The organism is Pseudomonas protegens CHA0 (assembly GCF_000397205.1).
GTDB classification, from domain to species: domain Bacteria; phylum Pseudomonadota; class Gammaproteobacteria; order Pseudomonadales; family Pseudomonadaceae; genus Aquipseudomonas; species Aquipseudomonas protegens.
This window is the reverse complement of the sequence record NC_021237.1, coordinates 4,156,220-4,182,210: the sequence shown is the minus strand read 5'-3', so window position 1 is coordinate 4,182,210 and position 25,991 is coordinate 4,156,220. Positions and strand designations below refer to the sequence as shown.

The window sequence follows — 25,991 nt, the reverse complement described above, 5'->3', positions numbered from 1 at the left end:
GACGTAGCAGCCTGTGTTCAGGCTTGTTATTGGCAAAGCGGTGGACGGCGGGCGCTATCGGTGGTGGTCGAACTCCAGCAGGAAGTGCTGGGTGACTTCGCCTTCCAGGGCGGTCATGTGGTGCTCGGCGTCGCACATGTGTTCGTGCATCAGCTGGCGCACTGCGCTTTCATCTTCGGCGCGCAAGGCCAGCAGCAAGCGTTTGTGGTAATCCAGGTTGGCGGCGTCGAACTGCTTGCGCTTGGGCTTGTAGGCCTTCTTCAGCACCACCAGGTCGCGCAGCAAATCGTTGAGAAACTGCGCCATGAAACTCAGCAGCGGGTTGGGGCAGGCCCGCCCCAGCAGGTTGTGGAACTCCAGCTCGGCGATGCGCTGCTCGCGCTGGCCGGCCTCGCTGTCCTCGGGGTGGCTGCAGAAGTCGATGTTGTCCTGCAGGGCCTTGAAATCTGCCTCGCTCAAGCGCCCGATCACCGACACCGCCAGCTCCACCTCGATCACCTTGCGCAGCTGATAGACCTGCTCGCCGTCCATGTGCTGAAAGTGCAGGTAGTTGCGCAGCGCGCGGCTGGCTGGCTCGGTGCCGGCCTGGTTCAGGTAAGCGCCGCCGTTGGGCCCGGTGCGGGTATTGACCAGGCCTTCCACCTCCAGCGCCTTGAGCGCCTCCCGGGCCGAGCCCTTGGAGCATTGGAAGCTTTCCATCAGCTCCTTCTCGGTGGGCAAGCGATCCCCGGGGCGCAGGGCATCGGTGACGATGGAACGCTTCACCGACTCGACAATCACGTCGGAAAGCTTCTGGCGTTTGCGGCGAACGGGGCGTTTCAGCATGGGCGGCTATTTATCGTATTAATGCGGATAAATAGTAATAAATAGAGATGAGGGCGGCGCGTCAACCGCCTGGGGTCAGGGGGTGTCGTTTTTGGTGTTGAGGGGTCGTAGCTGGATAACCGAGCGGCCTCCACCCCCGTCCAACCCTCACGAAACCCGCAGGAGCTGGCTTCAAGGTTTGCACAAGGCCTCAGGGCCTCTTCGCCTGCAGGCCGGTCCCTACGGAATTTTGCGCGATGCCGGACGCTTGTGTAGGAGCTGGCTTGCCAGCGAAGGCGGTCGCAAGGCTTGCACAAGGCTGCGGGCCACTTCGCCGGCAGGGCAGGACTTCCTGAGTTTGCTGTAGGACTCAGGAGCGCGAGTGTGGATCAAGCGCGTCGCAGGTTTAATGGCCGGGCTCAGTCGAAGTCGATGATTGAACTGTGGCGGGTTTCGCGGTCGTGCAACTGGTCGATATTGGTTTCGTAGGTGCATTGGCCGCTGCAATGGTGCTCGTAGCTGATGCCTGGCTTGAATTGCAGTTTGAAGGTGGGCATGTCGCTCTGGGGCGCCGGGGTCTGGATGGGGGTGGCCGGTAACGGGGGCTGCGGGTAGCTCAGGTCAAGGCCTTCAGCCTGGGTCGAGAAGGCTGCCGCGAGCAGTGCGCCCGGGAAAAACGCTTTGCAACTGAACATCATTGAATCCGCATTGCCATAAAAGGGTTGCCGATTATAACGAGCCAGGGGCGAAAAATTTAGCCGTAATGGCTCTGGCCCGGATGCCTCGTGGGTTTTTAGGCACCTCGGGCCTTCGTACCGTGAAACATTTGTCACGGGGCAGCGAGACGGGCTGCTCCTACACTGCAAGTCACCTCCATGGTCAAGGACACTCCCCGATGCCGGCAAAATCCACCACCAGCATTCTCGATACGGTTGAGGGCCGGCGCCTGCAAGGCAGTGAGGGCGAGCACTGGCGCCAGTGGGGGCCGTACCTGAGTGAACGGCAGTGGGGCACGGTGCGCGAGGATTACAGCGCCGATGGCGATGCCTGGAGCTACTTCCCCCACGAACATGCCCGCAGCCGCGCCTACCGCTGGGGCGAGGACGGGCTGGCCGGGTTCTCCGACAAGGCCCAGCACTGGTGCCTGGGGCTGGCGCTGTGGAATGAACACGACAGCATTCTCAAGGAGCGTCTGTTCGGCCTGAACAACGCCGAGGGCAATCATGGCGAGGACGTCAAGGAGCTGTACTTCTACCTCGACGGCGTGCCCAGCCATGCCTATATGCGCATGCTCTACAAGTACCCCCAGGCGGCTTTCCCCTATGCCGACCTGGTGGCGGAAAACGCCCGTCGCGGCCTGAACGACACCGAGTACGAGATCCTCGATACCGGGGTCTTCGAGGACAACCGCTACTTCGATGTGACGGTGGAATACGCCAAGCACACGGCCGATGACATTTTCATGCTCATCACCGTGCACAACCGCTTCCACCAGCCGGCGCGGCTGCGGGTGCTGCCCCAGGTCTGGGCGCGCAACACCTGGAGCTGGGGCGGCGACGCACCGCGGCCGAGCCTGCGCCTGGAGGGCGACAAGGTGCTGGCGCGGCATGGGCAACTGCCCGAGCGGCAGATCACCGCCTGGGGGGCCGAGCCCTGCCAGTGGCTGTTCTGCAACAACGACAGCAATTTCCCCAAGCTGGACGGGCTGGCGTCACCCGGGCCGTTCAAGGATGGTTTCAACGACTACCTGGTGGATGGACAGGCCAGTGCGGTGAGTTTCGATGGCGGCACCCGGGTGGCGGCGCACTTCGTCCTGGATCTGGCGGGCGGCGAGAGCAAGCGCCTGTTCCTGCGCTTTGCCCCGGCCGGTAGCGAACCGGTCAGCGCCCGCCACCTGTTCGAGCAGCGCCGGCGCGAGGCCGATGAGTTCTACGCGGCGCTGCAGCAGGGCATAGAAAGCGCTGATGCGCGCAACGTGCAGCGTCAGGCCCTGGCCGGGCTGCTGTGGTCCAAGCAGCTGTATTACTTCGACGTCAACCAGTGGCTCGATGGTGATCCCGGGCAGCCGGCACCGCCGACGGAGCGCGAGCACCTGCGCAATACCCATTGGCGCCATCTGTCCAACTGCGACATCGTTTCCATGCCCGATACCTGGGAGTACCCCTGGTATGCCTCCTGGGATCTGGGGTTCCAGGCAGTGGCCTTTGCCCTGATCGATCCCGGCTTTGCCAAGCAGCAGTTATTGCTGCTGGTGAAAGACCGCTTCATGCACCCCAACGGTCAGTTGCCGGCCTACGAGTGGCGCTTCGACGACGCCAATCCGCCGGTACACGCCTGGGCCTGCTGGCGGGTCTATCAGCAGGAAAAGTCCCTGACTGGCGTGGGTGACCTGGATTTTCTCGAACGCATTTTCCACAAGTTGCTGCTGAATTTTTCCTGGTGGGTCAACCGCAAGGACGCCGAGGGTCGCAACCTGTTCCAGGGCGGCTTTCTCGGCCTGGACAATATTGCCCTGTTCGATCGTTCCGCACCGTTGCCTGATGGCTTCACCCTGGATCAGGCCGACGGTACGGCCTGGGTCGCGGCCTATGCCCTGGACCTGATGCGCATCGCCCTGGAGCTGGCCAAGCGCAATGGGGTGTACGTGGACATTGCGGTGAAGTTCTTCGAGCACTTCCTGTATATCGCCGGTGCCATCAACCGGGTGGATGAAAGCGCCGAAGGGTTGTGGGATGAACAGGACCAGTTTTTCTACGACGTGCTGCACCGGCCCGACGGCGACAACGAACCCCTGCGCCTGCGCTCCATTGTCGGCCTGATGCCGCTGTTCGCGGTGCAGGTGCTGGAGCAGCACGAGCACCAGAACCTGCCGGGACTGGCTCAACGTCTGCTGGGTTTTTTGCATCATCGTCCGGACCTGGCGAGCCTGGTGTCGCGCTGGTACGAGCCGGGCAAGGGCAACCGCATGCTCCTGGCGCTGTTGCGCGGCGAACGCACCAAGGACCTGCTCAAGCGCATGCTCGATGAAAGCGAGTTCCTCTCGGACTTCGGTATCCGCTCCCTGTCCAAGGCCTTCGAGCAGCCGTTCGCCATGCAGGTGGACGGCAAGCAGTTGTGCGCCCGCTACGAGCCGGCGGAGTCCGATTCACGGTTGTACGGCGGCAACTCCAACTGGCGCGGGCCGTTGTGGATGCCGATCAACTACATGCTGATCGAATCCCTGCGCGAGTTTCACCGCTATTACGACGTCAACTTCTCGGTGGAGTACCCGCGGGGCTCCGGGTATCTGGCGTCCCTGGAGGAAGTGGCCGACGGCTTGAGCCAGCGCCTGACGCGACTGTTTCTGCTGGACGAGGACGGGTGCAGGCCGTCCATGAGCGGCTACCCGCAGTTGCAGGTGGAGGCCGAGGACCGCGAGCTGGTGCTATTCCATGAATACTTCCATGGCGAAACCGGGCGCGGCCTGGGGGCTAGCCACCAGACCGGCTGGACGGCGCTGGTGGCGTTGCTGCTTCAGCGCTGATTTTTACGCAGCAATGCTGTGCGCCGAATGTTCTGAGTGACGTGATTGTCGCAGTTGTGCATGCAAGCTAGATCCAGCAGACGTAGGGCTTCCTCAGGATTGTTCAGCTTCTCCATTTGGTAGCTCGCTTCATCTGCGTATAGCACCGGATCGCGAGTGCCTGCTTTGATTCTGGTCATTCGTAACGAGGAAGCTTCTGTGCCACGATTCAATTTCTCAAGCACCTTGCCACGAATGTTCTCGATGTAGTTATCAGGGATGCACTGGTGTTTGTTAGCAAGATCCAAAATGCGCAGAGCTTCTTCAGCGTCATTGCATTGGTCCAATTGGTATTGGGCTTCGTCGTTATAGATCACGGTGTTCTTGCTGCCACTGTCGATAACCTGACGACGTTGATCGGAGGCTTCTGCGGCACGATCTAGTTTCTCTAGCACTTTGCCCCGAAGGGTAATGCTGTAATCGTTGGAGCACTGGTGTTTGTCGGCAAGATCCAATAGGCGCAGTGCCTCGTTGGCATCATTGCATTGTTCCAACTGGTATCTGGCTTCTTCGTTGTAGAAAGCTGGGTTTTTGCTGCCATTGTTTATGGCTTGGCGGCGTTGAAGTGCTGCCTCATTCTCATCCCCTACCAGCTGCTGGCAGCGATTCTGGATGGACTGAACGTGGTGGTCGATTGCTTCCGGGTAGGCTTCTTGGTGCTCCTCAAGGCGTCGCAGGAACTCCTCAGCGCCACTTTTGCCTCGACCCAGAAGGAGTTTGCCGAGATTGGCCAGATAGGGCGGGAATTGTGGGCTGAGCTCCAGCGCACGTTCGAAAGCCTGTAAGGCTTCGTTGCAGCTTTTGCCCTTGGTCTTCTGCAGGCATTCGCCAAGGAAGCGCTGTGCCATGTGTTCGCGAGGATGAATGTTGGTCAGTAGCTGCAAGACTTCCTGCTGCCTTTCAATCGACTCATTGGCATTGCGACGACGGTGGTAGATGGCCCAAAGAGCTTCGTTGCTCCAGCCTGTATCCTTTCCGACCAGGTGATCGATCCACTCCTCGATGTTTCCCAGTTCGTTGCAACATAGCAGGTGGTAAAAGGTTTCATTGGCACGTTGGAAATTGATTTGCTCTTTCTGACGACCGATCTGACGTTGCCAGCATTGGGCGATCAATAGATGCATTTGCGCTACATTCTCCGGAATGTTTTCTGCGTAGTCGGGAGTGAGCTCTGCGTCTTTGATCGCCATTTTTTTTTGCCGCGTCCAACTGGCGATGAATCCATGAAGGTAGTGGTCTTTGTTGTTGTCGAGAGGAAGCAGGCCACGCCTTCTCAAGTTTTGCCAAGCGTCTTTGATACAAAGACGGTCTTCAAGATAGTCGGCATGGTCCTGTGGAATTGAGTTGCGGTAGAGGGCTAGTACCTTCAGCAATTGCTGCTCGGCACCACTGAGTACTTCATCGTGAATAATGCTCAGCAGCTTTTCATCCAGGCGTTCGATGACTTCCTGGCGAAGGTTTTGGTAGACCGCCAAGGGCGAGCTTTTCCTTTCTATCGCGATTGTGGCGAGCAATTCGATTGCCAAGGTATGGGCGGTGCCTCCTTGACCGCCACCTAGCCACTGGTAGAGCGCTTTCAAGTTATTGCCGGTATAAGTCCATTCGGCTTTTTTTTCATTGGGAGCCCTGGCTGCCAGAAGGGCTGCGAGACCTGCCCGGTCGAGTCCTGGTATTTCCTGTATCGTGCAATCGCGACCGAAGCTGCCTTCTTCCGGCTTTTCGCTGAGCTCATAGGCCCACCGCCAGTCAGGAAAGGCTTGCCTCAAGGCTGCTAGCAGCGTGTGAATCTGTGGGTTACGCCATTGCGCATTTTCAAACAGCAAATGGGCGCCATTGATCCAGATGAACGCAGTCTGGGCATGGGGATACAGTCGTTTGAGCTCTTTCGCCTGTTCCTCGACGCTTCCACTGGGTGGCTGTGGATCTTCACGTCGGTTACTCAGTGCGTCCAGCAAACGACGAAACAGTTCGCCGGCGGTCATCTGACGGCTTGAATGAATATCTACAAAAACGGTTCTTTGAAATGCTGCTTGCCGGTGCAGTGCTTTAATCAGCGTGGTCTTGCCGTTACCACTAAGACCGTGCAGCGCAATGCAAGGCTTTTCCTTGAGTGCTGTGGTGAGACTGGCGATCAGCTTGTCACGACCGAATAACTCCGTCGGCTTTGGAGCTTCTTCAGCTGGAGGATTTTCCGGGGTGGGCAATGGCGGCGTTTCCGTGCTGTCCGAAACCTCTGAGCTCGGAGCTACCAGGGCCGAATGCTTGAAGTGCCAATGCCCGTCTTCCGCCATATCGGCAACCGTTTGTACCTTCCAGCCGTTCTTGTATTCGAACAGATGGGCGACTCCGCTGCCCTGTTGCAGGTCGAGACTGACAAGATTGAAGCCGAACTGGTCATCGGTATCGGCACCAATGGCGCCTGCTTCCAGCTTGATCAACCGTTGCCCAGGCTCGAGCCAGGGATTATGGCTATGTCCATGCAACCAGAACTGGAAGTCATGGGCCTTGCGCTGTTTGATGATCTGGGTTTCGGCCTGATTGAACCAGTCTCGGGGATGATGAATTAGACCGATTTTCAGGTCTGCGCCTTCCAGGGCTCCATGCATGTGGTTGAACTGCCATTCTGCTCCCAGCCACATCTGCCCTTTATCGCTGTCGTTGAAGCAGCTCCATGCGGAGTTGAAGCCTGCAATTCCGACCTTGATGCCATTCACCGTGACCTGCCGCGCGTAGAGGTGTCGCACGGGATCATGCTGATGCGGCAGGTACTCGGCGACAAAGACGCCATAGTCCTCCATTCGCCGCATGTCCTCTTTGAACTCTGCAGACAGGCTGGCAAATCGGGAACTGATTTCCCGGGTGTACTGCACGGGGTTTTTGGCCATTTCCCACAGGTGACGCTGTTGGCCCTGGAGTACTTTCTTGCGGTTCACATCATGATTGCCGGGTACCACGAACAGTCGATCCCGCTCCAGGCCGCAAAGAGCCAGCAACTGATCGAAGAACTGCTTTGCCGGCTGGTACTGCTCGGCCATTGGACAATCCGCTGTCTGCCCAAATGCGATATCGCCGGTGCAGAAAATCAACTGCGGCTTTGGCAGATCGTTGGCTTGGAACTTGCGCTCCAAGAAACTCAGCAGCCTGCTGTGGGTGTGGTTATCGGACCAGGCGGTATTTTTATGAAAGTGGATATCTGACAGATGCAGCCAATGCAGTTTGTTTTGGGTTGGCATAGTTTTGAGCAGGTAGAAGGAAGTTGATAGACGCTAGCATAGCTACGCAAGATCATGGGGCTCAATGCGCATCAGAGTCGCTGAACCATTGGCTGTTGCTGGTGGTGTTTGTGTTGCGTTTCATGTGACCGCACGCCACGCAGCCTTTGCGGCTGCGTGGCGTGAGTGGACGAGCAGATCCGACGGCTAGGCTGATCGGACGATCAAAGTGGCGGGCTGCGGCAGCGCCCAGGCTTCGATCAACCGCTCCGGGGTGCAGCAGGTCTTGCGCTTGTAGACGAAGTTGCTGCACTTCTCGGCGAAGCCCTTGCGGTTCTGCACCATGTCCATGTGCATCTCTTCCAGCTCGGCGTTGCGGCAGTGCTGCATCAGTTGCGGGTCGGCATCCAGCTTGCGCTGGCGCAGGTGCTGGTAGCGCGGGTCGTTGAGCACGCCGTTGGCCCGTTGCAGCAACCACAGGCCGAACTCGTCCGGGCAGCGCGGGCCGATCTCCTGCACCATGCCCATCTGCAGGGCCTGGAGGGCGCTGATGGGCAGGCAGGCTTCGGTCAACTGCTTGGCCATGGCCTGGCCGACGGCGCGGGGCAGGCTGTAGGTCCAATACTCGGAGCCGTACAGGCCCATGCTCTTGTAGTGGGGGTTGTACACGGTGTCGGCGCGGGCCAGGATCACGTCCGCGGCCAGGGCCAGCATCAGGCCGCCGGCGCCGGCATTGCCGGTCAGGCCGCTGACCACCAGTTGGCGGGCGGTGAGCAGTTCCAGGCAGACGTCGTCGATGGCCTGGATATTGGCCCAGGCTTCCAGGCCCGGTACTTCGGCGGCCTGGATCACGTTGAGGTGCACGCCGTTGCTGAAGGCACCGCGGCCGCCGCGTACCAGCAGCACCTGGGTGTCCCGGGCCTTGGCCCAACGCAGGGCGCTGACCAGGCGTTGGCACTGCTCGGTGCTCATGGCGCCGTTGTAGAACTCGAAGGTCAGTTCGCCGACCTTGCCCGTTTCGCGGTAGCGGATAGGTTGGTAGGCCTCGGTGCTAAACGGGCTGTTGGCCACCGACCAGTCCAGCACCGGGACATCGGCCAGGCGCTCGCCGAGCACGTGGCGGGCGGGGCGCTTGAAGGTTTCTTCGCCAGGCTGGGGCTTGAGGCGCAGGTAGCCGATCCACAGGCTGTGATCGCCGCAGGCCACCAGCACTGCATCGTCGTGCACCGCCAGCAGTTGCCCGGGCATGCCGGTACGTGAATCCAGGTGGGCGTCGTAGACGTAGTACTGACCGCCGGCGAGGCTGGCCAGGACGCCGGGCTGGCCGTCGGCGGCGTCGATGCTGCGCTTGATGAATTGCGCGCTGTCGTGCCAGCTGAAGGTGCGGTCGGATTGCTTCATGTTCGGTTGCAGGCGCCCGAGGACCGAGGGTTTGTCGTAGTCCAGGGGCTGGGGGGTGTAGCCGTTGCGGAATTTCTCCACCACGTCGCGGATACAGTGAATCGCCGCGTCGCTCACCAGGCCGTTGTACAGCTCGGACTTGCGCAGCCCGGCGGGCAGGTTGAATTCGTGGGTCGACCAGATCGGCCCGGCGTCCATTTCTTCCACCGCCTGCAACGCGGTGACGCCCCAGCGCTTGAGTTCCTTGCTGATGGCCCAGTCCAGGGCGCTGGCCCCACGGTCGCCGACGATACCCGGGTGGATGATCACCACCGGGCGCTTGGGATGGCTCCACAGTTGCTGGGGGACCCGGTCCTTGAGGAACGGGCAGATCACCAGGTCGGCCTCGGCCTCTTCGATCTGCCGGCAGACCTCTTCTTCGCTGGTGAACAGCACCACGCTGGGGCGGTGGCCGGCCTGGCGCAGGTCGAGCCAGGCGCGTTGGGTCAGGCCGTTGAAGGCGGTAGACAGCAGGATGATCTTCAGTGATCGCATAATGCAGACTCTTCCGTGAGTGATGGCGGTATGGCAGGTGGCTCCGGCTGAGCCGTCCCTGGCCGCGATGGAAGGCGCAAGAGTAGAGGGGCGTTGCGGGGTGGGAACTGACCGAGATCAATCAAGCGTCTCGCCTGAAATGCCAGCCGCCCAGCGGTATTGATTCAGGGCAAAGGCACGGGCCAGAGCGGTTGCGGCAGCCAGAAACGACGAATCCCGCCACAGGGGCGGGATTCGGGTACAGCCGGACCTTGCGCGGTCTTAGGCTGGGAACAGCTCGCTCAGTTTCATGGCCAGCATCATGTCGCCTTCGGCGCGCAGCTTGCCGCCCATGAAGGCTTGCATGCCGTCGGTCTCGCCGCTGACGATGCCGTCCAGGGTCTCGCCGTCCATCACCAGGGTGACCTGGGCGTCCGGGTTCTCGCCTTCCTTGAGTTCGCAGGTGCTGTCCTTGACGACCAGCGAGAAGTGCTTGGAGTCATCGATGCGGAAACCGAAAACCAGGTCCAGGCCGGCAGCGGCAGCTGGGTTGAACTTGGCTTGCATGGCTTGTACGGCGTCAGCTACGGAGGTCATGGTTCGATCCTTTTATGGGGTGGTTACAGCAAGGGTCACAGTAAGCCGGGCTCAACGGAAGGTGATGAGCTCCGGGGCCTTCAACAGTTGCAGATGGGCATGACCGTTGAAGGAAGCCAGGGACACCTCGCGACCGCGGAACTTCAGCTGGTTGAGCGAGGTGTTGACGATTTGCCAATTGAGTTCGAAAGCCTGCTGGGCGGGCATCCGGGTAATCAGGTGGAGCAGGGCGGTTATGGTGCCGCCGGAGGTGAACACGGCGATCTTCTGCTGGTTGTTGGTTGCTTCGAGAATCCGTTGCAGGCCGCCCTGGACGCGTTCGACAAAACCCAGCCAGCTTTCCAGGCCCGGCGGGTCGTAGGTGCCGGCCAGCCAGCGCTGGATGATCAGGGCGAAGATGCGCTGGAACTCACCGCGGTTCTGCGCGGCGTTGCGCAGGATGTTCAGGGCTTCGGGTTCCTGGGGCAGCAGGTCGGGCAGCAGGGCGCGGATGATGGCGTCGGCATCGAATTCGTTGAAGGCGGAATCTATTTCCAGGGCCGGGCTGTCAAAGCCTGCGGCGCTCATCTGTTCCAGAGCGGCCTGGGCGGTGTGCTGCTGGCGCCGCAGATCGCCGGACAGGCAGCGATCGAAGCCGATGCCCAGCGCTGCCAGGTGTTCGCCGAGCACCGCCGCCTGGCGCACGCCAGTGGCCGACAGCACGTCGTAGTCGTCTGCACCGAAGGAGGCCTGGCCATGTCGAATCAAGTAGATGCTGCCCACGTCCGCGTCATCCCGGTACGTTGAAAGTTTTGCGAGGTTATGAGGATGCCGGTGAGCTGTCAATGAAAAAACATACGCTTGTTTGAAATGATTGTTGGAGCTTGGTTACACAAGGTTTCCCGACTGGTGGCCGACCAGTCGCGCCGGTATGCTTTAGCCCATTACGCCGCTCGTTGGCAGCGGTCCATGTTTGAGGAGTCCCTGTGGAGTTTATCGCCGAATATGCCAGTTTCCTGGCCAAGACCGTGACCCTGGTGGTCGCCATCCTGGTGGTGCTGATCACCGCCGCTGCGCTGCGCAGCAAGGGGCGGCGCAAGGGTGTGGGGCAGTTGCAGGTCAGCAAGCTGAATGATTTCTACAAGGAACTGCGCGAGCGCCTGGAGCAGAGCCTGCTGGACAAGGATCAGCTCAAGGCCCTGCGCAAGGCCAAGAGCAAGAGCGAAAAGAGCCAGAAGAAGCACAAGAAACAGCCGGCCGAGGCCAAGTCCCGGGTCTTCGTGCTGGACTTCAATGGCGACATCAAGGCTTCGGCCACCGAAGGGCTGCGCCATGAAATCACTGCCCTGCTGAGCCTGGCAACGCCCAAGGATGAAGTGGTGCTGCGCCTGGAGAGCGGTGGCGGCATGGTCCACAGCTACGGGCTGGCTTCGTCGCAGCTGGCGCGTATCCGCCAGGCTGGCGTGCCGCTGACGGTGTGCATCGACAAGGTAGCGGCCAGCGGCGGCTACATGATGGCCTGCATCGGTGAAAAGATTATCAGCGCGCCGTTCGCCATCCTCGGTTCCATTGGCGTGGTGGCCCAGTTGCCCAACGTCAACCGCCTGCTGAAGAAGCACGACATCGATTTTGAAGTGCTCACCGCCGGTGAGTACAAGCGCACCCTGACGGTATTTGGTGAAAACACCGAGAAGGGCCGGGAGAAGTTCCAGGAAGACCTGGACGTGACCCATCAACTGTTCAAGAACTTTGTGTCCCGCTATCGCCCGCAATTGGCCATTGATGAAGTGGCCACTGGTGAAGTCTGGCTGGGCGTGGCGGCGCAGGAAAAACTGCTGGTGGACGAGCTGCAGACCAGCGATGAGTACCTGGCCGACAAGGCCAAGAATGCCGAGGTTTTCCACCTGCACTATGCCGAGCGTAAGAGCCTGCAGGAGCGCGTAGGCTTGGCGGCCAGTGGTTCCATCGATCGCGTGTTGCTGACCTGGTGGAGCCGTCTGACCCAGCAGCGCTTCTGGTAACCCCCCGGCCTTGTAGGCGCTGGCTTTTTGTAGGAGCTGGCTTTGTAGGAGCTGGCTTGCCAGCGAAGGCGGTTGCAAGCTTTGCACAAGGCCCGAGGGCCTCTTCGCCGGCAAGCCGGCTCCTACAGGGAGTGCTTCGTTTACGGGCGTCTGCTGTAGGAGCTGGCTTGCCAGCGAAGGCGATCGCAAGATTTGCACAAGGCCCGAGGGCCTCTTCGCCGGCAAGCCGGCTCCTACGGTGAGAGTGGCAGGTCTGCACAAAAAAGCCCTGAACCGGTTTCCCGGTTCAGGGCTTTTTGTTGGCGCCAGGGCTTAGCGGCGACGGAACAGCGGTAGCGGTTCGTCGGTGGCGGCCTGGTAGGTCACCGAGAAGTCCTTGAGGCTTTCCAAGGCTTCGTAGGGGTCCTTGTCGGCCCGCAGTGCATAGGCATCGAAGCCGCAGCGGTGCAGGTAGAACAGCTGGTCGCGCAACACGTCGCCAATCGCTCGCAACTCGCCCTTGTAGCCGTAGCGGTCACGCAGCAGGCGGGCGTTGGAGTAGTTGCGGCCATCGGTGAAGGCCGGGAAGTTCAGGGCAATCACCTGGAACTGCTCGACGTCGTCACCGATTTCCTCGGCTTCTTCGTCCGCATCCAGCCATACGCCCAGGCCGCCATCGCGGGCCTTGAGGGCGTGAGCATGCTCGCGCCACAGGGCCAGTGGCACGATCAGGTCGTCGCAGTTGGAAATGCCGTCGAGGGTCGCGTCCTTGGGCAGCAGGTGCCAGGTTTCGTCGATGACCTCGTTGTTCTTAATGATTCGCTGCATAGACGCGCTCCTTGAAGAGGTCGATGCCAATACGTTGATAGGTGTCGATGAAGCGTTCGTCTTCGGTACGTTGTTCCACGTACACGTCGATCAGCTTCGAGATCACGTCGGGCATGTCGTCCTGGGCGAAGGACGGGCCGAGGATCTTGCCCAGGCTGGCGTCGCGGCTGGCGCTGCCACCCAGGGACACCTGGTAGAACTCCTCGCCTTTCTTGTCCACCCCGAGGATGCCGATATGGCCCACGTGGTGGTGGCCGCAGGCGTTCATGCAACCGGAGATGTTCAGGTCCAGTTCGCCGATGTCGAACAGGTAGTCCAGGTCGTCGAAACGGCGCTGGATGGATTCGGCGATCGGGATCGACTTGGCGTTGGCCAGGGAGCAGAAGTCGCCGCCCGGGCAGCAGATGATGTCGGTCAAGAGGCCGATGTTCGGCGTGGCGAAGCCGTTCTCCCGCAACTCGCCCCACAGGGTGAACAGTTGGCTCTGCTCGACGTCGGCGAGAATGATGTTCTGCTCGTGGGAGGTGCGCAGCTGGCCGAAACTGTAACGGTCGGCCAGGTCGGCGATGGCGTCGAACTGCTTGTCGGTAACGTCTCCCGGCGCTACACCGGTGGGCTTGAGCGACAGGGTCACGGCCACGTAGCCCGGCTTCTTGTGGGCCAGGGTGTTGCGCGTGCGCCAGCGGGCAAAGCCCGGGTGCTGCTGGTCCAGGGCGGCCAGTTCGGCGTCCTGGTTGCTCAGGGTCTTGTAGTCCGGGTCGACGAAGTGCTTGGCCACGCGATGCACTTCGGCATCGGTCAGGGTGGTCTGGCCGCCACGCAGGTGGGCCATCTCGGCCTCGACCTTCTCGGCGAACACTTCAGGGGTCAGGGCCTTGACCAGGATCTTGATCCGCGCCTTGTACTTGTTGTCACGCCGGCCGTAGCGGTTGTAGACCCGCAGGATGGCGTCGAGGTAGCTCAGCAGGTCCTGCCAGGGCAGGAACTCGTTGATGAAGGCACCGACCACCGGGGTACGGCCCAGGCCGCCACCCACCAGCACGCGGAAACCCAGCTCACCGGCGGCGTTGTACACAGGCTCAAGGCCGATGTCATGGACTTCGATGGCCGCGCGGTCAGAGGTCGAGCCGTTGATGGCGATCTTGAACTTGCGCGGCAGGTAGGCAAATTCCGGGTGGAAGGTGGTCCACTGGCGGACGATCTCGCACCAGGGGCGCGGGTCGATCAGCTCGTCGGCGGCGACACCGGCGAACTGGTCGGTGGTGACGTTGCGCAGGCAGTTGCCGCTGGTCTGGATCGCGTGCATCTGCACGGTGGCCAGTTCGGCGAGGATGTCCGGGATGTCTTCCAGGGCCGGCCAGTTGAACTGCACGTTCTGCCGGGTACTGATGTGCGCGTAGCCCTTGTCGTAGTCGCGGGCAATCTTGGCCATCATCCGCGCTTGGCGCGAGGTCAGTTGGCCGTAAGGCACGGCGACCCGCAGCATCGGGGCAAAACGTTGGATATAAAGGCCATTCTGCAGGCGCAGGGGGCGGAATTCTTCTTCGCTCAGCTCGCCTGCCAGATAGCGTCGGGTCTGATCACGGAACTGCTTGACGCGGTCCTCGATGATCCGCTGATCGTACTCGTCGTATACGTACATATAGGTCCAGTTCTCAGGCTACAGGCGGCGCTCAAGCGCACTTGGCAAATACTGCGGTGAACGGCTTCGGTACGCTGCTCGGACTGGCGTCCAGCGCGGTTTTCGCCGGTCTCACCTCGTCTTGCCTTCGTTCACGCTTCACGCCACCCATGTAAGCAAATCTGCGCGCACGGCCGCGCACTCCCAACGGAGCCGCCGAACGATACCAGTTTGCGGTTATGCGCAAAAGTGATGTTTGAGTATATGCACAGAACCAAAACGACTAACGGTAGGGGCGTGAGAGTAACCCCATTTGTGGTAGGGGCAATCCTGGTCTTAACTGTGGACGAGTCTTTGAGCAGTCACCGACAAAATCTACTAGAGGCGATGCTATGAGCCATCCAACCAAAGTAAGGAAAAGTGACAGTAGCGTTGATGCTTGGGCCATTCTCTTTCTGATCATACTGGTCGTGGGTACGGCCGTGTTCTGGGTCAGTCACCAGTAGTCGAGCGATAAAAAAGAGCCTGAATTGTCGGACAATCATGACAATTTGCCGCCGTTGGCCAGCACTTTGCCAGTTATACTGCCTGGGCGAAATTCTGGGGCTCTTCTCGTAATGTTCAAGCGTCTGTGCAAGTGGCTGTTGTGCCTGAGTCTGCCGTTCTGGGCGGTCGCTCATGCCACATCGGTGGTGTTTCTCAATCCCGGCAATTCCACGGAGACCTTCTGGGTCAGTTATTCGCAGTTCATGCAGGCCGCGGCCCGGGACCTGGGGCTTGACCTGCGCATCCTCTATGCCGAGCGCGATCCGCAGAGCACTCTGCAGCAGGCCCGGGAGCTGTTCCAGGGCCGCGACAAACCCGATTACCTGATGCTGGTGAACGAACAGTACGTGGCTCCGCAGATCCTGCGTCTGTCCCAGGGCTCCGGGACCAAGCTGTTTATCGTCAACAGCCCTTTGACCCTGGACCAGCGGGAACTGATCGGGCAGAGCCGGCAGAACTATTCGGACTGGATCGGCAGCATGGTGGGCGACGATGAGGAAGCCGGCTACCGCATGCTCAAGGAGCTGCTGCACAAGCTTGGGCCGGTCCCGGCAGGGCACGGCATCGAACTCCTTGCATTTTCCGGGCTCAAGGTCACACCTGCGGCGCAGTTGCGCGAGCGCGGCTTGCGCCGGGCCCTGGCCGAATACCCGCAGGTGCATTTGCGTCAGTTGGTCTATGGCGAATGGAACCGGGAGCGCGCCTACCGCCAGGCGCAACAGTTGCTCAAGCGCTACCCGAAAACCCAACTGGTCTGGTCGGCCAATGACGAAATGGCCCTGGGGGCCATGCAAGCGGCCCGGGAACTGGGCCGCAAGCCGGGAACGGATCTGCTGTTCAGTGGGGTCAACAGTTCGCCCGAGGCCTTGCAGGCCCTGATCGACGGCAAGTTGTCGGTGCTGGAGGCGGGGCACTTCACCCTGGGGGGCTGGGCCCTGGTGGCGTTGCACGATGATGCCCTGGGGCTGGACGCCCGGCGCCTGGGCGGGCCGGATTGGCAGCTGTCGCTGTTCCAGGCATTGACCCCGGCCCAGGCCCGGCAGTTGCTGCGCCTGGGGGATCAGGTGGGCACCAGGGTCGATTTTCGCGGGCTGTCCGCCCAAGGCAAGCCGGACAGCTACCGCTATCCCTTCGGTTTGCAGCTGTTGCTGCGCTGACGCCGCTTCAGACCCCCGCCAGGTGCATCGCCAGGTTGGCGATGCCCAGCAGCACCAGAACAAACAGGGTGGTGAACAGAATGCCCAGCACGATGAAGTGGCTGGGCTTGCCATGGCTGAAGTCGCGGGCGCGGTTCTTCCCGCTCTGTACGCCGAAGGCGGCGGCCAGCACGCTTTGCAGCATCTGCAGGAAGGTCGGAGGCTGATTGTCCTTGCTTGGATCGTCCATAAATCCCTCGACACGATTGGGTGTCAACAGAGCATAGACAATGCCGCCCGGGGTGGCGGGCGGTTGCAGGAATGGGCTTGCCAGCGAAGAGGCCCCGGGGACCGCCTTCGCCGGCAAGCCGGCTCCTACCGCGTCTGGGTCAGTTGTCGTAGCCCAGGTTCGGTGCCAGCCAGCGTTCGCTCACGGCCAGGTCCTGGCCCTTGCGCTCGGTGTAGCTCTGGACCTGGTCCTGGTCGACCTTGCCCACGGCGAAGTACTGCGCCTGCGGGTGAGCGAAGTACCAGCCGCTGACGGCGGCCGCCGGGAACATGGCGAAATGCTCGGTAAGGAACACGCCGCTACGGCCGGCACGGCCTTCGCTGGCCTCGGGGTCAAGCAGGGCGAACAGGGTGCTCTTCTCGGTGTGGTCCGGGCAGGCCGGGTAGCCCGGGGCAGGGCGGATGCCGCTGTACTGCTCCTTGATCAGCGCCTCGTTGTCCAGTTGTTCGTCCTTGGCATAACCCCAGTACTCCTTGCGCACCTGCTGGTGCAGCCACTCGGCGCAGGCTTCGGCCAGGCGGTCGGCCAGGGCCTTGACCATGATCGAGTTGTAGTCGTCGCCGGCATCCTGGTAGGCCTTGGCCACTTCTTCGGCGCCGATTCCGGCGGTGGTGATGAAGCCGCCGACGTAGTCGGTGACGCCGCTGTCCTTGGGCGCGACGAAGTCGGCCAGGGAGAAGTTCGGCTTGCCATCGGTCTTGATGATCTGCTGACGCAGGTGGTGCAGGCGCGCCAGGGGCTGGCCGTCATCGCCGTAGACTTCCAGGTCGTCGTCCTGCACCTGGTTGGCCGGCCAGAAACCGAACACGGCGCGGGCGCTGATCAGCTTTTCGTTGATCAGCTTGTCGAGCATCTCCCGGGCGTCTTTGTACAGCGCGGTGGCAGCTTCGCCCACCACTTCGTCTTCGAGGATGCGCGGGAACTTGCCGGCCAGGTCCCAGGAGATGAAGAACGGCGTCCAGTCGATGTATTCGGCCAGCACCTTGAGGTCGATGTTGTCCAGCACCCGGGCGCCGGTGAAGGTCGGTTTGACCGGCTGGTAGCTGCTCCAGTCGAACTGCGGCTTCTTGGCGATGGCCGCCGGGTAGCTCAGGCGCTCGGTGCGGGCGCTGCGGTTGGCGGTGCGCTCGCGCACTTCCACGTATTCCTCGCGGGTCTTCTGCACGAAGCCGGCCTTGAGTTCCTTGGACAGCAATTGGGTGGCCACGCCCACCGCGCGGGAGGCGTCGGTGACGTAGACCACCGCGTCATTGCTGTATTTAGGCTCGATCTTCACCGCGGTGTGGGCCTTGGAGGTGGTGGCGCCACCGATCATCAGCGGCAGGTGGAAATCCTGGCGCTGCATCTCGCGGGCGACGTGGACCATCTCGTCCAGGGACGGGGTGATCAGCCCGGACAGGCCGATGATGTCGCACTTCTGCTCCTTGGCCACCTGGAGGATCTTCTCCGCCGGCACCATCACCCCGAGGTCGACGATGTCGTAGCCGTTGCAGCCCAGGACCACGCCGACGATGTTCTTGCCGATGTCGTGCACGTCGCCCTTGACCGTGGCCATGAGGATCTTGCCCTTGGCTTCCGGCTTGTCGCCTTTTTCCAGCTCGATGAAGGGAATCAGGTGGGCCACCGCCTGTTTCATTACCCGGGCGGATTTAACCACCTGGGGCAGGAACATCTTGCCGGCGCCGAACAGGTCGCCGACCACGTTCATGCCGGACATCAGCGGGCCTTCGATCACCTCGATCGGGCGGCTGAAGCTCTGGCGCGACTCTTCGGTGTCTTCGACGATATGGGTGGTGATGCCCTTGACCAGCGCGTGTTCCAGGCGCTTGTTGACTTCCCAGCCGCGCCATTCCTCGGTTTCCGCTTCCTTGACGCTACCGTCGCCCTTGAACTGGTCGGCGATGGCCAGCAGCGCGTCGGTGCCGTTGGGCGTGCGGTTGAGCACCACGTCTTCCACGGCGTCGCGCAGCTGTTGCGGAATCTGGTCGTAGATCTCCAGCTGGCCGGCGTTGACGATGCCCATGGTCAGGCCGTTGCGGATCGCGTACAGCAGGAACACCGAGTGGATCGCTTCACGCACCGGGTTGTTGCCGCGGAACGAGAACGACACGTTGGACACACCGCCGGAGCTCAGGGCATAGGGCAGCTCGTCGCGGATATAGGCGCAGGCGTTGATGAAATCAACGGCGTAGTTGTTGTGTTCCTCGATGCCGGTGGCTACGGCGAAGATGTTCGGGTCGAAGATGATGTCTTCCGGCGGGAAGCCCACTTCATTGACCAGGATGTCGTAGGAGCGCTTGCAGATTTCCTTCTTGCGCGCCTCGGTGTCGGCCTGGCCGACCTCGTCGAAGGCCATTACCACCACGGCGGCGCCGTAGCGCTTGCACAGTTTGGCGTGGTGAATGAACTGCTCGACGCCTTCCTTCATGCTGATGGAGTTGACGATGCCCTTGCCCTGGATGCACTTGAGGCCGGCTTCGATCACTTCCCACTTGGAGGAGTCGATCATGATCGGTACGCGGGAGATGTCCGGCTCGCCGGCGATCAGATTGAGGAAGGTCACCATGGCCTTCTTCGAATCCAGCATCCCTTCATCCATGTTGATGTCGATCACCTGGGCGCCGGCTTCCACCTGCTGCAGGGCGACTTCCAGGGCCTCGGTGTAGTTGTCCTCGCGGATCAGCCGGGCGAACTTGGCCGAGCCGGTGATGTTGGTGCGTTCACCGACGTTCACGAACAGCGAGCTGCGATCGATGGTGAAGGGCTCCAGGCCCGACAGGCGGCAGGCCTTGGGAATGTCCGGGATCTGTCGCGGGGCATAACCGGCCACGGCTTTGGCGATGGCGCCGATATGCCCCGGGGTGGTGCCGCAGCAGCCGCCGACGATATTCAGGAAGCCGCTCTGGGCGAATTCCTCGATGACCTTGGCGGTTTGTTCCGGCAGTTCGTCGTATTCGCCGAATTCGTTGGGCAGGCCGGCATTGGGGTGCGCCGAGACGTGGGTGCTGGCCTTGTTCGACAGCTCTTCCAGGTACGGGCGCAGTTCGCTGGCGCCCAGGGCGCAGTTCAGGCCCACCGAGATCGGCTTGGCGTGGGCCACGGAGTTCCAGAAGGCCTCGGTGGTCTGGCCCGACAGGGTACGACCGGAGGCATCGGTGATGGTCCCGGAAATCATGATCGGCAGCTCGACGCCCAGTTCTTGGAACACGCCCTGTACGGCGAAGATCGCCGCCTTGGCGTTCAAGGTGTCGAAGATGGTCTCGATCAGGATCAGGTCGGCACCGCCTTCGATCAGGCCCTTGGTGGCCTCGGTGTAGTTTTCCACCAGTTCATCGAAGGTGACGTTGCGGTAGCCGGGGTTGTTGACGTCGGGCGACAGCGAGCAGGTACGGCTGGTCGGTCCCAGGACGCCGGCGACGAAACGTGGCTTGTCCGGGGTCTCCTGGGTCTTGGCGTCGGCGATCTTGCGCGCCAGGCGTGCGCCCTCTACGTTTAATTCGTAGGCCAGTTCTTCCATGCCGTAATCGGCCATGGAAATGCGCGTGGCGTTGAAGGTGTTGGTTTCCAGGATGTCGGCGCCGGCATCCAGATAGGCTTTTTCGATGCCACCGATCACGTCCGGACGGGTGATCACCAACAGGTCGTTGTTGCCCTTGACGTCGCTGGGCCAGTCGGCGAAGCGCTTGCCACGGTAGTCATGTTCTTCGAGCTTGTAGCTCTGGATCATGGTGCCCATGCCGCCATCGAGAATCAGAATGCGCTCTTTGAGGGCTTGCTGGAGGGCGTGGAGGCGAGCACTGCGATCGGACATGAGAACTACCTGGTAAGGCCATTACGAAGGGCGGCGATCATAGCAAACCTGCATGGTTTTGCGGCATGCGTGGTTTTTGCATGAATATCGCTCATGTTGGTCGAGGAGTGAGACCGGTAGAATCGCGGCGTTTTTTTCTTTCGGGACCAGGGACATGCCGTTTCGTTTTATCGTCAGCAGCGCGCTGCTGCTTCTGAGTTCAGTGTGCCTGGCACAAGGTCCGGCGCCGGCGATTTCCTATACCCGCGACATCCAGCCGATCTTTACCGAGAAATGCGTGGCCTGTCATGCCTGTTACGACTCCGCCTGTCAGCTCAACCTGGGCAGTGGCGAAGGGGCCAGCCGCGGTGCTTCGAAGATTCCGGTGTACGACGGCGAGCGCAGCAAGGCCCAAGCGCCTACGCGGCTGTTCTATGACGCCACTGGCCAGCGTGCCTGGCAGCAGAAGGGCTTCTATTCGGTGCTTGACGCCCAGGGCAGCCAGGCGGCGCTGATGGCGCGCATGCTGGAACTGGGCCATCGCACCCCGCTGCAACCCAACGCCAAGTTGCCCAGCGAGATCGCCCTGGGCCTGAGCCGCGAGAACATGTGCCCGCAGCCGGCGGAGTTCGACGCCTATGCCGGGGCTCACCCCAAGGAAGGCATGCCCCTGGCGGTCACCGGCCTGACCGATCAGCAATACCTGACCCTGCAACGCTGGCTGGCCTCGGGCGCGCCCATCGACGAGCAAGGCCTGGCCCCCAGTGCCCGGGAAAGCCTGCAAGTGGCTCAGTGGGAAAACCTGCTCAACGCCCCTGGCGCCCGGGAGAGCCTGGTGGCGCGCTGGCTCTACGAACACTTGTTCCTCGCCCATCTCTATTTTGAAGGCGGCGAGCCGGGGCATTTCTTCCAGTGGGTGCGTTCCCGTACCCCCAGTGGCCAGCCCATCGACCTGATCAACACCCGTCGCCCCAACGACGACCCGGGCACCCAGGTGTACTACCGCCTGTGGCCGGTGCAAGGGGTGATCGTGCACAAGACCCATATCACCTACCCGCTGAGCGCGGCGAAGATGGCCCGGGTCAAGTCCCTGTTCTACAGCGGCGACTGGCAGGTCACGGCCCTGCCGGGCTACGGGCCGGCGCGCCGGGCCAACCCGTTCGAGACCTTCGAGGCGATTCCGGCCAAGGCCCGCTACCAGTTCATGCTGGATAACGCCGAATACTTCGTGCGCACCTTTATCCGTGGCCCGGTGTGCCGCGGGCAGATCGCCACCGACGTGATCCGCGACAACTTCTGGGCGCTGTTCCAGGCCCCCGAACATGACCTGTACATCACCGACCCGGCCTATCGCGGCCAGGCCACGCCGTTGCTGGCCATGCCCGGGCAGAACGACGACGTCGGCAGCGTGCTCAGCCTGTGGCTGGCCTATCGCGACAAGCGCAACGAGTACGAGGCCCTGCGCCGCGATTCCTATGCCGATTCGCCGGCGCCCAGCTGGTCGACCCTGTGGGCCGGCAACGACAACGCGCTGCTGAGCATCTTCCGCCACTTCGACAGCGCCTCGGTGACCAAGGGCCTGATCGGCGAAGTGCCACAGACGATGTGGCTGTTCGACTACCCGCTGCTGGAGCGCACCTACTATCAATTGGCGGTGAACTTCGACGTGTTCGGCAACGTCTCCCACCAGGCCCAGACCCGGTTGTACTTCGACCTGATCCGCAATGGCGCGGAGCAGAACTTCCTGCGCCTGATGCCCGCCGGCACTCGCGAGGATTTCCTCGACGATTGGTACCAGAACAGTGGCAAGTTCAAGATGTGGCTGGATTACGAGTCCATCGACGACGACAAGCGCAGCGCGCTGAAGCTCGACCTCAAGGACCCGAAAAAGGACTTCGCCAACCAGTTGCTGGCCCGCTATGGCGACCTCAACGCCAAGCCGGATCCGATCAACCGCTGTGACAGCGCCTACTGCTCACGCCCGAACATCGACCCGGCGCTGCAGGATGCCGAGCAGGCCCTGAGCCGCCTGGCATCGCGCCCGGCGGCGGGCCTCAAGGTCATCGAACAGTTGCCGGAAGCGACCCTGCTGCGTGTCCAGACCGCCAGCGGCAAGCGCGAGTTCTACAGCATGCTGCGCAACCGCGCCCACAGTAACGTGGCCTTCATGCTCGGCGAGTCGCTGCGCTATCAGCCGGGGCTGGACACCCTGACCATATTTCCGGGGATTCTCAGCAGCTATCCGAACTTCATGTTCAACGTACCGGCCGGGCAAGTGCCGGAGTTCGTCGACGCCATGCAGGCGGCCCGGGACGCCGCCAGCTTCGAGAGGATCGTCGAGCGCTGGGGCATCCGCCGCAGCCATCCGCAGTTCTGGCAGTACTTCCATGACCAGACCCGCTACCTGCAGGAAACCGACCCGGTGGAAGCCGGGGTCCTGGACATGAACCGTTACGAAAACCTCTGACATAGAGCTGTCATCGCCCCCGGACTGCGCCTTGGCGCGGCCCGGGGACGCTCTATACCAAAGTCTATCCCGACAAAAATACTAGGACTTTGTCAGCGGCTTGGATTGGCGTAAACTGCGCCCACGTCTGCGAGGAACCACCATGAGCGCCATAACCATTACCGACGCCGCCCACGATTATCTGGCTGATCTGCTATCCAAGCAGAACACCCCGGGGATTGGCATCCGCATCTTCATCACCCAGCCAGGGACTCAGTACGCCGAGACCTGCATCGCCTATTGCAAGCCGGGCGAAGAGAAACCCGAAGACAAGGCCCTGGGCCTGAAAAGCTTCACCGCCTACATCGACGCCTTCAGCGAAGGTTTCCTCGATGATGCGGTGGTCGACTACGCCACCGACCGCATGGGCGGCCAGCTGACCATCAAGGCGCCCAACGCCAAGGTGCCGATGGTCAATGCCGACAGCCCGGTCAACGAGCGCATCAACTACTACCTGCAAACCGAGATCAACCCGGGGCTGGCCAGCCACGGCGGCCAGGTCAGCCTGATTGACGTGGTCGAGGACGGCATTGCCGTGTTGCAGTTCGGCGGCGGTTGCCAGGGCTGCGGCCAGGCCGACGTGACCTTGAAGGAAGGCATCGAGCGCACCCTGCTCGAGCGCATTCCGGAGCTCAAGGGCGTACGTGACGTCACCGACCACACGCAGAAAGAAAACGCCTACTACTAAGGCGTTCGCTGCGACTTGAAAAAACGGCGCCCCGTGAGCGCCGTTTTTTTATGCCCCCAAGCCAGCTCCCCCCAAAGCCTCCGTAGGAGCCGGCTTGCCGGCGAAAGGGCGCTAGAGCCTTGCACCAATTCCCAGATCGCCTTCGCTGGCAAGCCAGCTCCTACAAAGCGTCCAGCGCGGCAACATAGGAACTCCCACCTCGTAGGAGCCGGCTTGCCGGCGAATGGGCCCTCAAGCCTTGCACGATGCCAAGATCGCCTTCGCTGGCAAGCCAGCTCCTACACAGGGTGTGTGTCAGGGGCGGTAGAGGTGTGCGTGCCCGGCGCGGTACAGCGACGATTCGCTGAATGCATCCGTGGCCAGCACCCGGCCCACCAGGATCAGTGCCGTGCGCCGAAAACCCTTGGCCGCCACCTGATCGACGATGTCCGCCAGGGTTCCCAGGGCCCAGTCCTGATCCGGCCAGGTGGCGCGGTGCACCACTGCAATCGGGCAGTCTGCGCCGTAGTGGGGCAGCAACTCGGCAACGATCTTCGGCAGGTGATTGACCCCCAGGTGAATGGCCATGGTGGCGCCGTGGGCCGCCAGGCTGGCGAAATCCTCGCCGGCAGGCATCGCGGTCTTGTCCGCGTAGCGGGTAAGAATCACGCTTTGGGAGACGTCCGGCAGGGTCAGTTCGGCCCCCAGCAGGGCAGCGCAGGCGGCGGTGGCGGTGACCCCGGGGATGATCTCGAAGGGGATGCCCAGCTCCCGCAGGCAGCGGATCTGCTCGCCGATGGCGCCATACAGGCTCGGGTCGCCGGAATGCACCCGGGCCACGTCCTGGCCCCGGGCATGGGCCTGCTTGATGGCCTCGATGATCTGCTCCAGGTGCAGTTCGGCGCTATTGATCACCCGCTCCGCGCGGTGCCCGTCGAGCACTGCCTGGGGGACCAGGGAGCCGGCGTAGATGATCACCGGGCAACGATGGATCAGGCGCTGGCCCTTGACGGTGATCAGTTCCGGGTCGCCGGGGCCGGCGCCGATGAAATAGACAGTCATGGCTGTGTCCTGTGAAAAAAAGGTCGGGAGCCGTGCTTCAGATGAAGATTGCTCATGATCGAAGGCGGGGATTATCGGGGATTCTACCGGGCGGCGACCAATGCCAGGGTGGCTTGGGCGTATTTTTGCCGGGGAACAAGCAGTGTGGCCGGGCCGGGTGACAGCTGTTCGGCCAGGGCCAGGGCGGCACTTTCGGCCACGCCGTAGCAGCCGGTACGTTCGAAGGCGATTTGCGAGCGGTGGCTCAGGCGCAGGGCAAAGGGGGCGAGCTGGCCGCTGCTGAAACAGGTCAGCGGCAGTTCCAGTTGCTCCGCCAGTTGCAGCAGGCCGGGTTCGTTGCGCTTGAGGTCGATGCTGGCCAGGGCCAGGACCTGCCGGGCTTGCCACTGGTGCGCCGCCAGGACCTGGTCGAGCAAGGCGCGCAGCGTGGTCACCGGGCAGCCTTTCTGGCAGCCCAGGCCGACCACCAGGGTCGGCGCTGCGCTCACTTCGATCATGCCGAGTACTGGCCCGCGCTCTTGCGCCGGAACAACCAGGCGCTGATCAGCCCGAGGGCCAGCCAGAAGGCCGCATTGGTCAGCTGCGAGGCGATCTTGAATTGCGCTTCCAGTTCTTCCGGGGCCAGCATCGAATGCACTTCCGGCTGCGGCGCGCCGATCACGTGGGGTACGGCGATGATGGTCGCGCCCAGGATCTTCAGCAGCCAGTTGCGGGCGAACACGATCAGGGCAATGCCCACAGCGGTGGAGGCGGCGGTGCCGACCCACCAGATCTGCCGCTGTGCCAGGTCGGCTGCGGCGGTGCCCGGCAGTTCCGGCGGCAGGCCCAGGGTCGGCGCCAGGCAGAAGGTGGCATAGCCGGCCAGGCCCCAGAGCAGGCCCTGGGACGTGCGGTTCGGCGCGCGCAGGGTGTAGAGGCCGGCCAGCATCAGGGCGAAGCCCACGGCCACCACCAGGTTGCCTCCGGTGGTGGACAGCACGCGCTGCCAGCCGTCTTCCGGCTCCCAGGCTTCGGCATCGTGGCTGTGGGCGGCCATGGCGCCTTCGGCGTGCTCATGGACTTCGGCCGCGGGGGCCTTTTCATAGGTTTCCGCCTGCAGGATCAACGGGGCGACCCAGAAGCTTTGCAGCAGGGTCAGCAGCAGGGCGGCCAAGAGGCCGGTGAAACCTGCGGTTTGCGCGATACGCTTGATCATGTCGGCAGGTCTCAATGGCAAGGGAAGGCGGCGCTGTGGCGGGTGTCGTGAGCCGCGTTGTGCACCGCCTCGATGTGGGAGAAGCCGGCGAAGTACACCAGGCACGCGCCGAGGATCGAGGCGCCGATGGCGGCCACCAGGCGCTGGCTCAGGGTGGAGGTCGTGCTGGCGGAGTGGCTGGTGCTGCTGATGATCGACATGGCGCTTCCCTCTGGAGTGTCAGCGGGGTAGAGGCGCAGGAAAACCCCGCGTGATGGCCACGCAGGGTTTGCAACAGCGCCCG

The 25,991-nt window shown here is 62.1% G+C and carries 19 protein-coding genes; 5 read left to right on the top strand and 14 right to left on the bottom strand.

Features of this window, described 5'->3' with window-relative positions; translation table 11 throughout:
* Positions 1 to 54 precede the first annotated feature (54 nt).
* Both PFLCHA0_RS18520 and PFLCHA0_RS18515 read right to left on the bottom strand, forming a co-directional pair.
* Positions 55 to 825 carry a FadR/GntR family transcriptional regulator gene (locus PFLCHA0_RS18520; protein ID WP_015636093.1) on the bottom strand — a complete coding sequence of 257 codons (771 nt, stop codon included), beginning with the start codon at positions 823 to 825 and terminating at the stop codon, positions 55 to 57.
* Between the two features lie 398 nt (positions 826 to 1,223).
* Positions 1,224 to 1,499: a hypothetical protein gene (locus PFLCHA0_RS18515; protein WP_169893492.1), complete on the bottom strand. Its 276-nt coding sequence runs from the start codon at positions 1,497 to 1,499 to the stop codon at positions 1,224 to 1,226.
* Between the two features lie 200 nt (positions 1,500 to 1,699).
* On the opposite strand from PFLCHA0_RS18515, the gene PFLCHA0_RS18510 reads away from it, so the two are divergent.
* Positions 1,700 to 4,327, top strand: a complete 2,628-nt coding sequence (locus PFLCHA0_RS18510) for an MGH1-like glycoside hydrolase domain-containing protein (RefSeq protein WP_015636091.1) — start codon at positions 1,700 to 1,702, stop codon at positions 4,325 to 4,327.
* On the opposite strand, the gene PFLCHA0_RS18505 is transcribed toward PFLCHA0_RS18510, so the two are convergent.
* The 4 genes from PFLCHA0_RS18505 to PFLCHA0_RS18490 all read right to left on the bottom strand — a co-directional run bounded on the left by PFLCHA0_RS18505 (position 4,318) and on the right by PFLCHA0_RS18490 (position 10,851).
* Complete coding sequence (locus tag PFLCHA0_RS18505; protein ID WP_015636090.1) at positions 4,318 to 7,599, bottom strand: AAA family ATPase; 3,282 nt, start codon at positions 7,597 to 7,599, stop codon at positions 4,318 to 4,320. The genes PFLCHA0_RS18510 and PFLCHA0_RS18505 overlap by 10 nt on opposite strands.
* Positions 7,600 to 7,785: 186 nt before the next feature.
* On the bottom strand, positions 7,786 to 9,513 hold the full coding sequence (locus tag PFLCHA0_RS18500; RefSeq protein WP_015636089.1) for a hydrogenase maturation protein: 1,728 nt from the start codon (positions 9,511 to 9,513) through the stop codon (positions 7,786 to 7,788).
* 261 nt (positions 9,514 to 9,774) lie between these two features.
* On the bottom strand, positions 9,775 to 10,089 hold the full coding sequence (locus PFLCHA0_RS18495; protein ID WP_011061945.1) for an SCP2 sterol-binding domain-containing protein: 315 nt from the start codon (positions 10,087 to 10,089) through the stop codon (positions 9,775 to 9,777).
* Between the two features lie 51 nt (positions 10,090 to 10,140).
* Complete coding sequence (locus PFLCHA0_RS18490; RefSeq protein ID WP_041752352.1) at positions 10,141 to 10,851, bottom strand: histidine phosphatase family protein; 711 nt, start codon at positions 10,849 to 10,851, stop codon at positions 10,141 to 10,143.
* A 203-nt stretch (positions 10,852 to 11,054) separates the two neighbouring features.
* Between PFLCHA0_RS18490 and sohB the strand changes: the two genes are divergently transcribed.
* A complete protein-coding gene (gene sohB, locus PFLCHA0_RS18485; protein ID WP_015636087.1) occupies positions 11,055 to 12,089 on the top strand; it encodes a protease SohB in 1,035 nt (344 codons plus the stop codon).
* Between the two features lie 312 nt (positions 12,090 to 12,401).
* On the opposite strand, the gene PFLCHA0_RS18480 is transcribed toward sohB, so the two are convergent.
* Together PFLCHA0_RS18480 and PFLCHA0_RS18475 are read right to left on the bottom strand one after the other, a co-directional pair.
* Entirely contained in the window at positions 12,402 to 12,896 is a 495-nt protein-coding gene (locus tag PFLCHA0_RS18480) for a DUF934 domain-containing protein (protein WP_011061942.1), read from the bottom strand.
* The gene (locus tag PFLCHA0_RS18475) at positions 12,880 to 14,538 is read right to left on the bottom strand and encodes a nitrite/sulfite reductase (RefSeq protein WP_011061941.1); all 1,659 of its coding nucleotides are present in this window, start codon (positions 14,536 to 14,538) and stop codon (positions 12,880 to 12,882) included. Before PFLCHA0_RS18475 ends, PFLCHA0_RS18480 begins: the two co-directional genes overlap by 17 nt.
* 596 nt (positions 14,539 to 15,134) lie before the next feature.
* Here PFLCHA0_RS18475 and PFLCHA0_RS18470 point away from each other — a divergent pair.
* Positions 15,135 to 16,220, top strand: coding sequence for an ABC transporter substrate-binding protein (locus PFLCHA0_RS18470; RefSeq protein WP_015636085.1), 1,086 nt, complete (start codon positions 15,135 to 15,137; stop codon positions 16,218 to 16,220).
* Between the two features lie 7 nt (positions 16,221 to 16,227).
* Here the strand turns inward: PFLCHA0_RS18470 and PFLCHA0_RS18465 are convergent, their stop codons facing one another.
* Positions 16,228 to 16,449 carry a DUF2970 domain-containing protein gene (locus PFLCHA0_RS18465; protein WP_015636084.1) on the bottom strand — a complete coding sequence of 74 codons (222 nt, stop codon included), beginning with the start codon at positions 16,447 to 16,449 and terminating at the stop codon, positions 16,228 to 16,230.
* 139 nt (positions 16,450 to 16,588) lie between these two features.
* A complete protein-coding gene (gene metH / locus PFLCHA0_RS18460) occupies positions 16,589 to 20,299 on the bottom strand; it encodes a methionine synthase (RefSeq protein WP_015636083.1) in 3,711 nt (1,236 codons plus the stop codon).
* 154 nt (positions 20,300 to 20,453) lie between these two features.
* Here metH and PFLCHA0_RS18455 point away from each other — a divergent pair, with 154 nt between their 5' ends.
* Positions 20,454 to 22,745 (top strand): fatty acid cis/trans isomerase, encoded by a 2,292-nt coding sequence (locus tag PFLCHA0_RS18455; RefSeq protein WP_015636082.1) that lies wholly within the window; start codon positions 20,454 to 20,456, stop codon positions 22,743 to 22,745.
* A gap of 142 nt (positions 22,746 to 22,887) precedes the next feature.
* Entirely contained in the window at positions 22,888 to 23,472 is a 585-nt protein-coding gene (gene nfuA / locus PFLCHA0_RS18450; RefSeq protein WP_011061936.1) for a Fe-S biogenesis protein NfuA, read from the top strand.
* A gap of 294 nt (positions 23,473 to 23,766) precedes the next feature.
* Here the strand turns inward: nfuA and cobM are convergent, their stop codons facing one another.
* From cobM to PFLCHA0_RS18430, 4 genes are all read right to left on the bottom strand, one after another.
* A complete protein-coding gene (gene cobM, locus PFLCHA0_RS18445; protein WP_015636081.1) occupies positions 23,767 to 24,513 on the bottom strand; it encodes a precorrin-4 C(11)-methyltransferase in 747 nt (248 codons plus the stop codon).
* Between the two features lie 83 nt (positions 24,514 to 24,596).
* Positions 24,597 to 25,010 (bottom strand): cobalamin biosynthesis protein, encoded by a 414-nt coding sequence (locus PFLCHA0_RS18440; protein WP_011061934.1) that lies wholly within the window; start codon positions 25,008 to 25,010, stop codon positions 24,597 to 24,599.
* Complete coding sequence (locus PFLCHA0_RS18435) at positions 25,007 to 25,708, bottom strand: CbtA family protein (protein ID WP_041752350.1); 702 nt, start codon at positions 25,706 to 25,708, stop codon at positions 25,007 to 25,009. Before PFLCHA0_RS18435 ends, PFLCHA0_RS18440 begins: the two co-directional genes overlap by 4 nt.
* An 11-nt stretch (positions 25,709 to 25,719) precedes the next feature.
* Complete coding sequence (locus tag PFLCHA0_RS18430; RefSeq protein WP_011061932.1) at positions 25,720 to 25,908, bottom strand: CbtB domain-containing protein; 189 nt, start codon at positions 25,906 to 25,908, stop codon at positions 25,720 to 25,722.
* Positions 25,909 to 25,991 lie beyond the last annotated feature (83 nt).

Excerpts from the sequence above, each read along its gene's own strand:
- PFLCHA0_RS18505 (WP_015636090.1), bottom strand. The coding sequence starts at position 7,599 with ATGCCAACCCAAAACAAACTGCATTGGCTGCATCTGTCAGATATCCAC.
- PFLCHA0_RS18480 (WP_011061942.1), bottom strand. The coding sequence starts at position 12,896 with ATGCAGCGAATCATTAAGAACAACGAGGTCATCGACGAAACCTGGCAC.
- PFLCHA0_RS18515 (WP_169893492.1), bottom strand. The coding sequence starts at position 1,499 with ATGTTCAGTTGCAAAGCGTTTTTCCCGGGCGCACTGCTCGCGGCAGCC.
- metH (WP_015636083.1), bottom strand. The coding sequence starts at position 20,299 with ATGTCCGATCGCAGTGCTCGCCTCCACGCCCTCCAGCAAGCCCTCAAA.
- PFLCHA0_RS18430 (WP_011061932.1), bottom strand. The coding sequence starts at position 25,908 with ATGTCGATCATCAGCAGCACCAGCCACTCCGCCAGCACGACCTCCACC.
- PFLCHA0_RS18455 (WP_015636082.1), top strand. The coding sequence starts at position 20,454 with ATGCCGTTTCGTTTTATCGTCAGCAGCGCGCTGCTGCTTCTGAGTTCA.
- PFLCHA0_RS18510 (WP_015636091.1), top strand. The coding sequence starts at position 1,700 with ATGCCGGCAAAATCCACCACCAGCATTCTCGATACGGTTGAGGGCCGG.
- PFLCHA0_RS18465 (WP_015636084.1), bottom strand. The coding sequence starts at position 16,449 with ATGGACGATCCAAGCAAGGACAATCAGCCTCCGACCTTCCTGCAGATG.
- PFLCHA0_RS18440 (WP_011061934.1), bottom strand. The coding sequence starts at position 25,010 with ATGATCGAAGTGAGCGCAGCGCCGACCCTGGTGGTCGGCCTGGGCTGC.
- PFLCHA0_RS18435 (WP_041752350.1), bottom strand. The coding sequence starts at position 25,708 with ATGATCAAGCGTATCGCGCAAACCGCAGGTTTCACCGGCCTCTTGGCC.
- PFLCHA0_RS18470 (WP_015636085.1), top strand. The coding sequence starts at position 15,135 with ATGTTCAAGCGTCTGTGCAAGTGGCTGTTGTGCCTGAGTCTGCCGTTC.
- PFLCHA0_RS18520 (WP_015636093.1), bottom strand. The coding sequence starts at position 825 with ATGCTGAAACGCCCCGTTCGCCGCAAACGCCAGAAGCTTTCCGACGTG.
- PFLCHA0_RS18500 (WP_015636089.1), bottom strand. The coding sequence starts at position 9,513 with ATGCGATCACTGAAGATCATCCTGCTGTCTACCGCCTTCAACGGCCTG.
- PFLCHA0_RS18475 (WP_011061941.1), bottom strand. The coding sequence starts at position 14,538 with ATGTACGTATACGACGAGTACGATCAGCGGATCATCGAGGACCGCGTC.
- cobM (WP_015636081.1), bottom strand. The coding sequence starts at position 24,513 with ATGACTGTCTATTTCATCGGCGCCGGCCCCGGCGACCCGGAACTGATC.
- nfuA (WP_011061936.1), top strand. The coding sequence starts at position 22,888 with ATGAGCGCCATAACCATTACCGACGCCGCCCACGATTATCTGGCTGAT.
- PFLCHA0_RS18495 (WP_011061945.1), bottom strand. The coding sequence starts at position 10,089 with ATGACCTCCGTAGCTGACGCCGTACAAGCCATGCAAGCCAAGTTCAAC.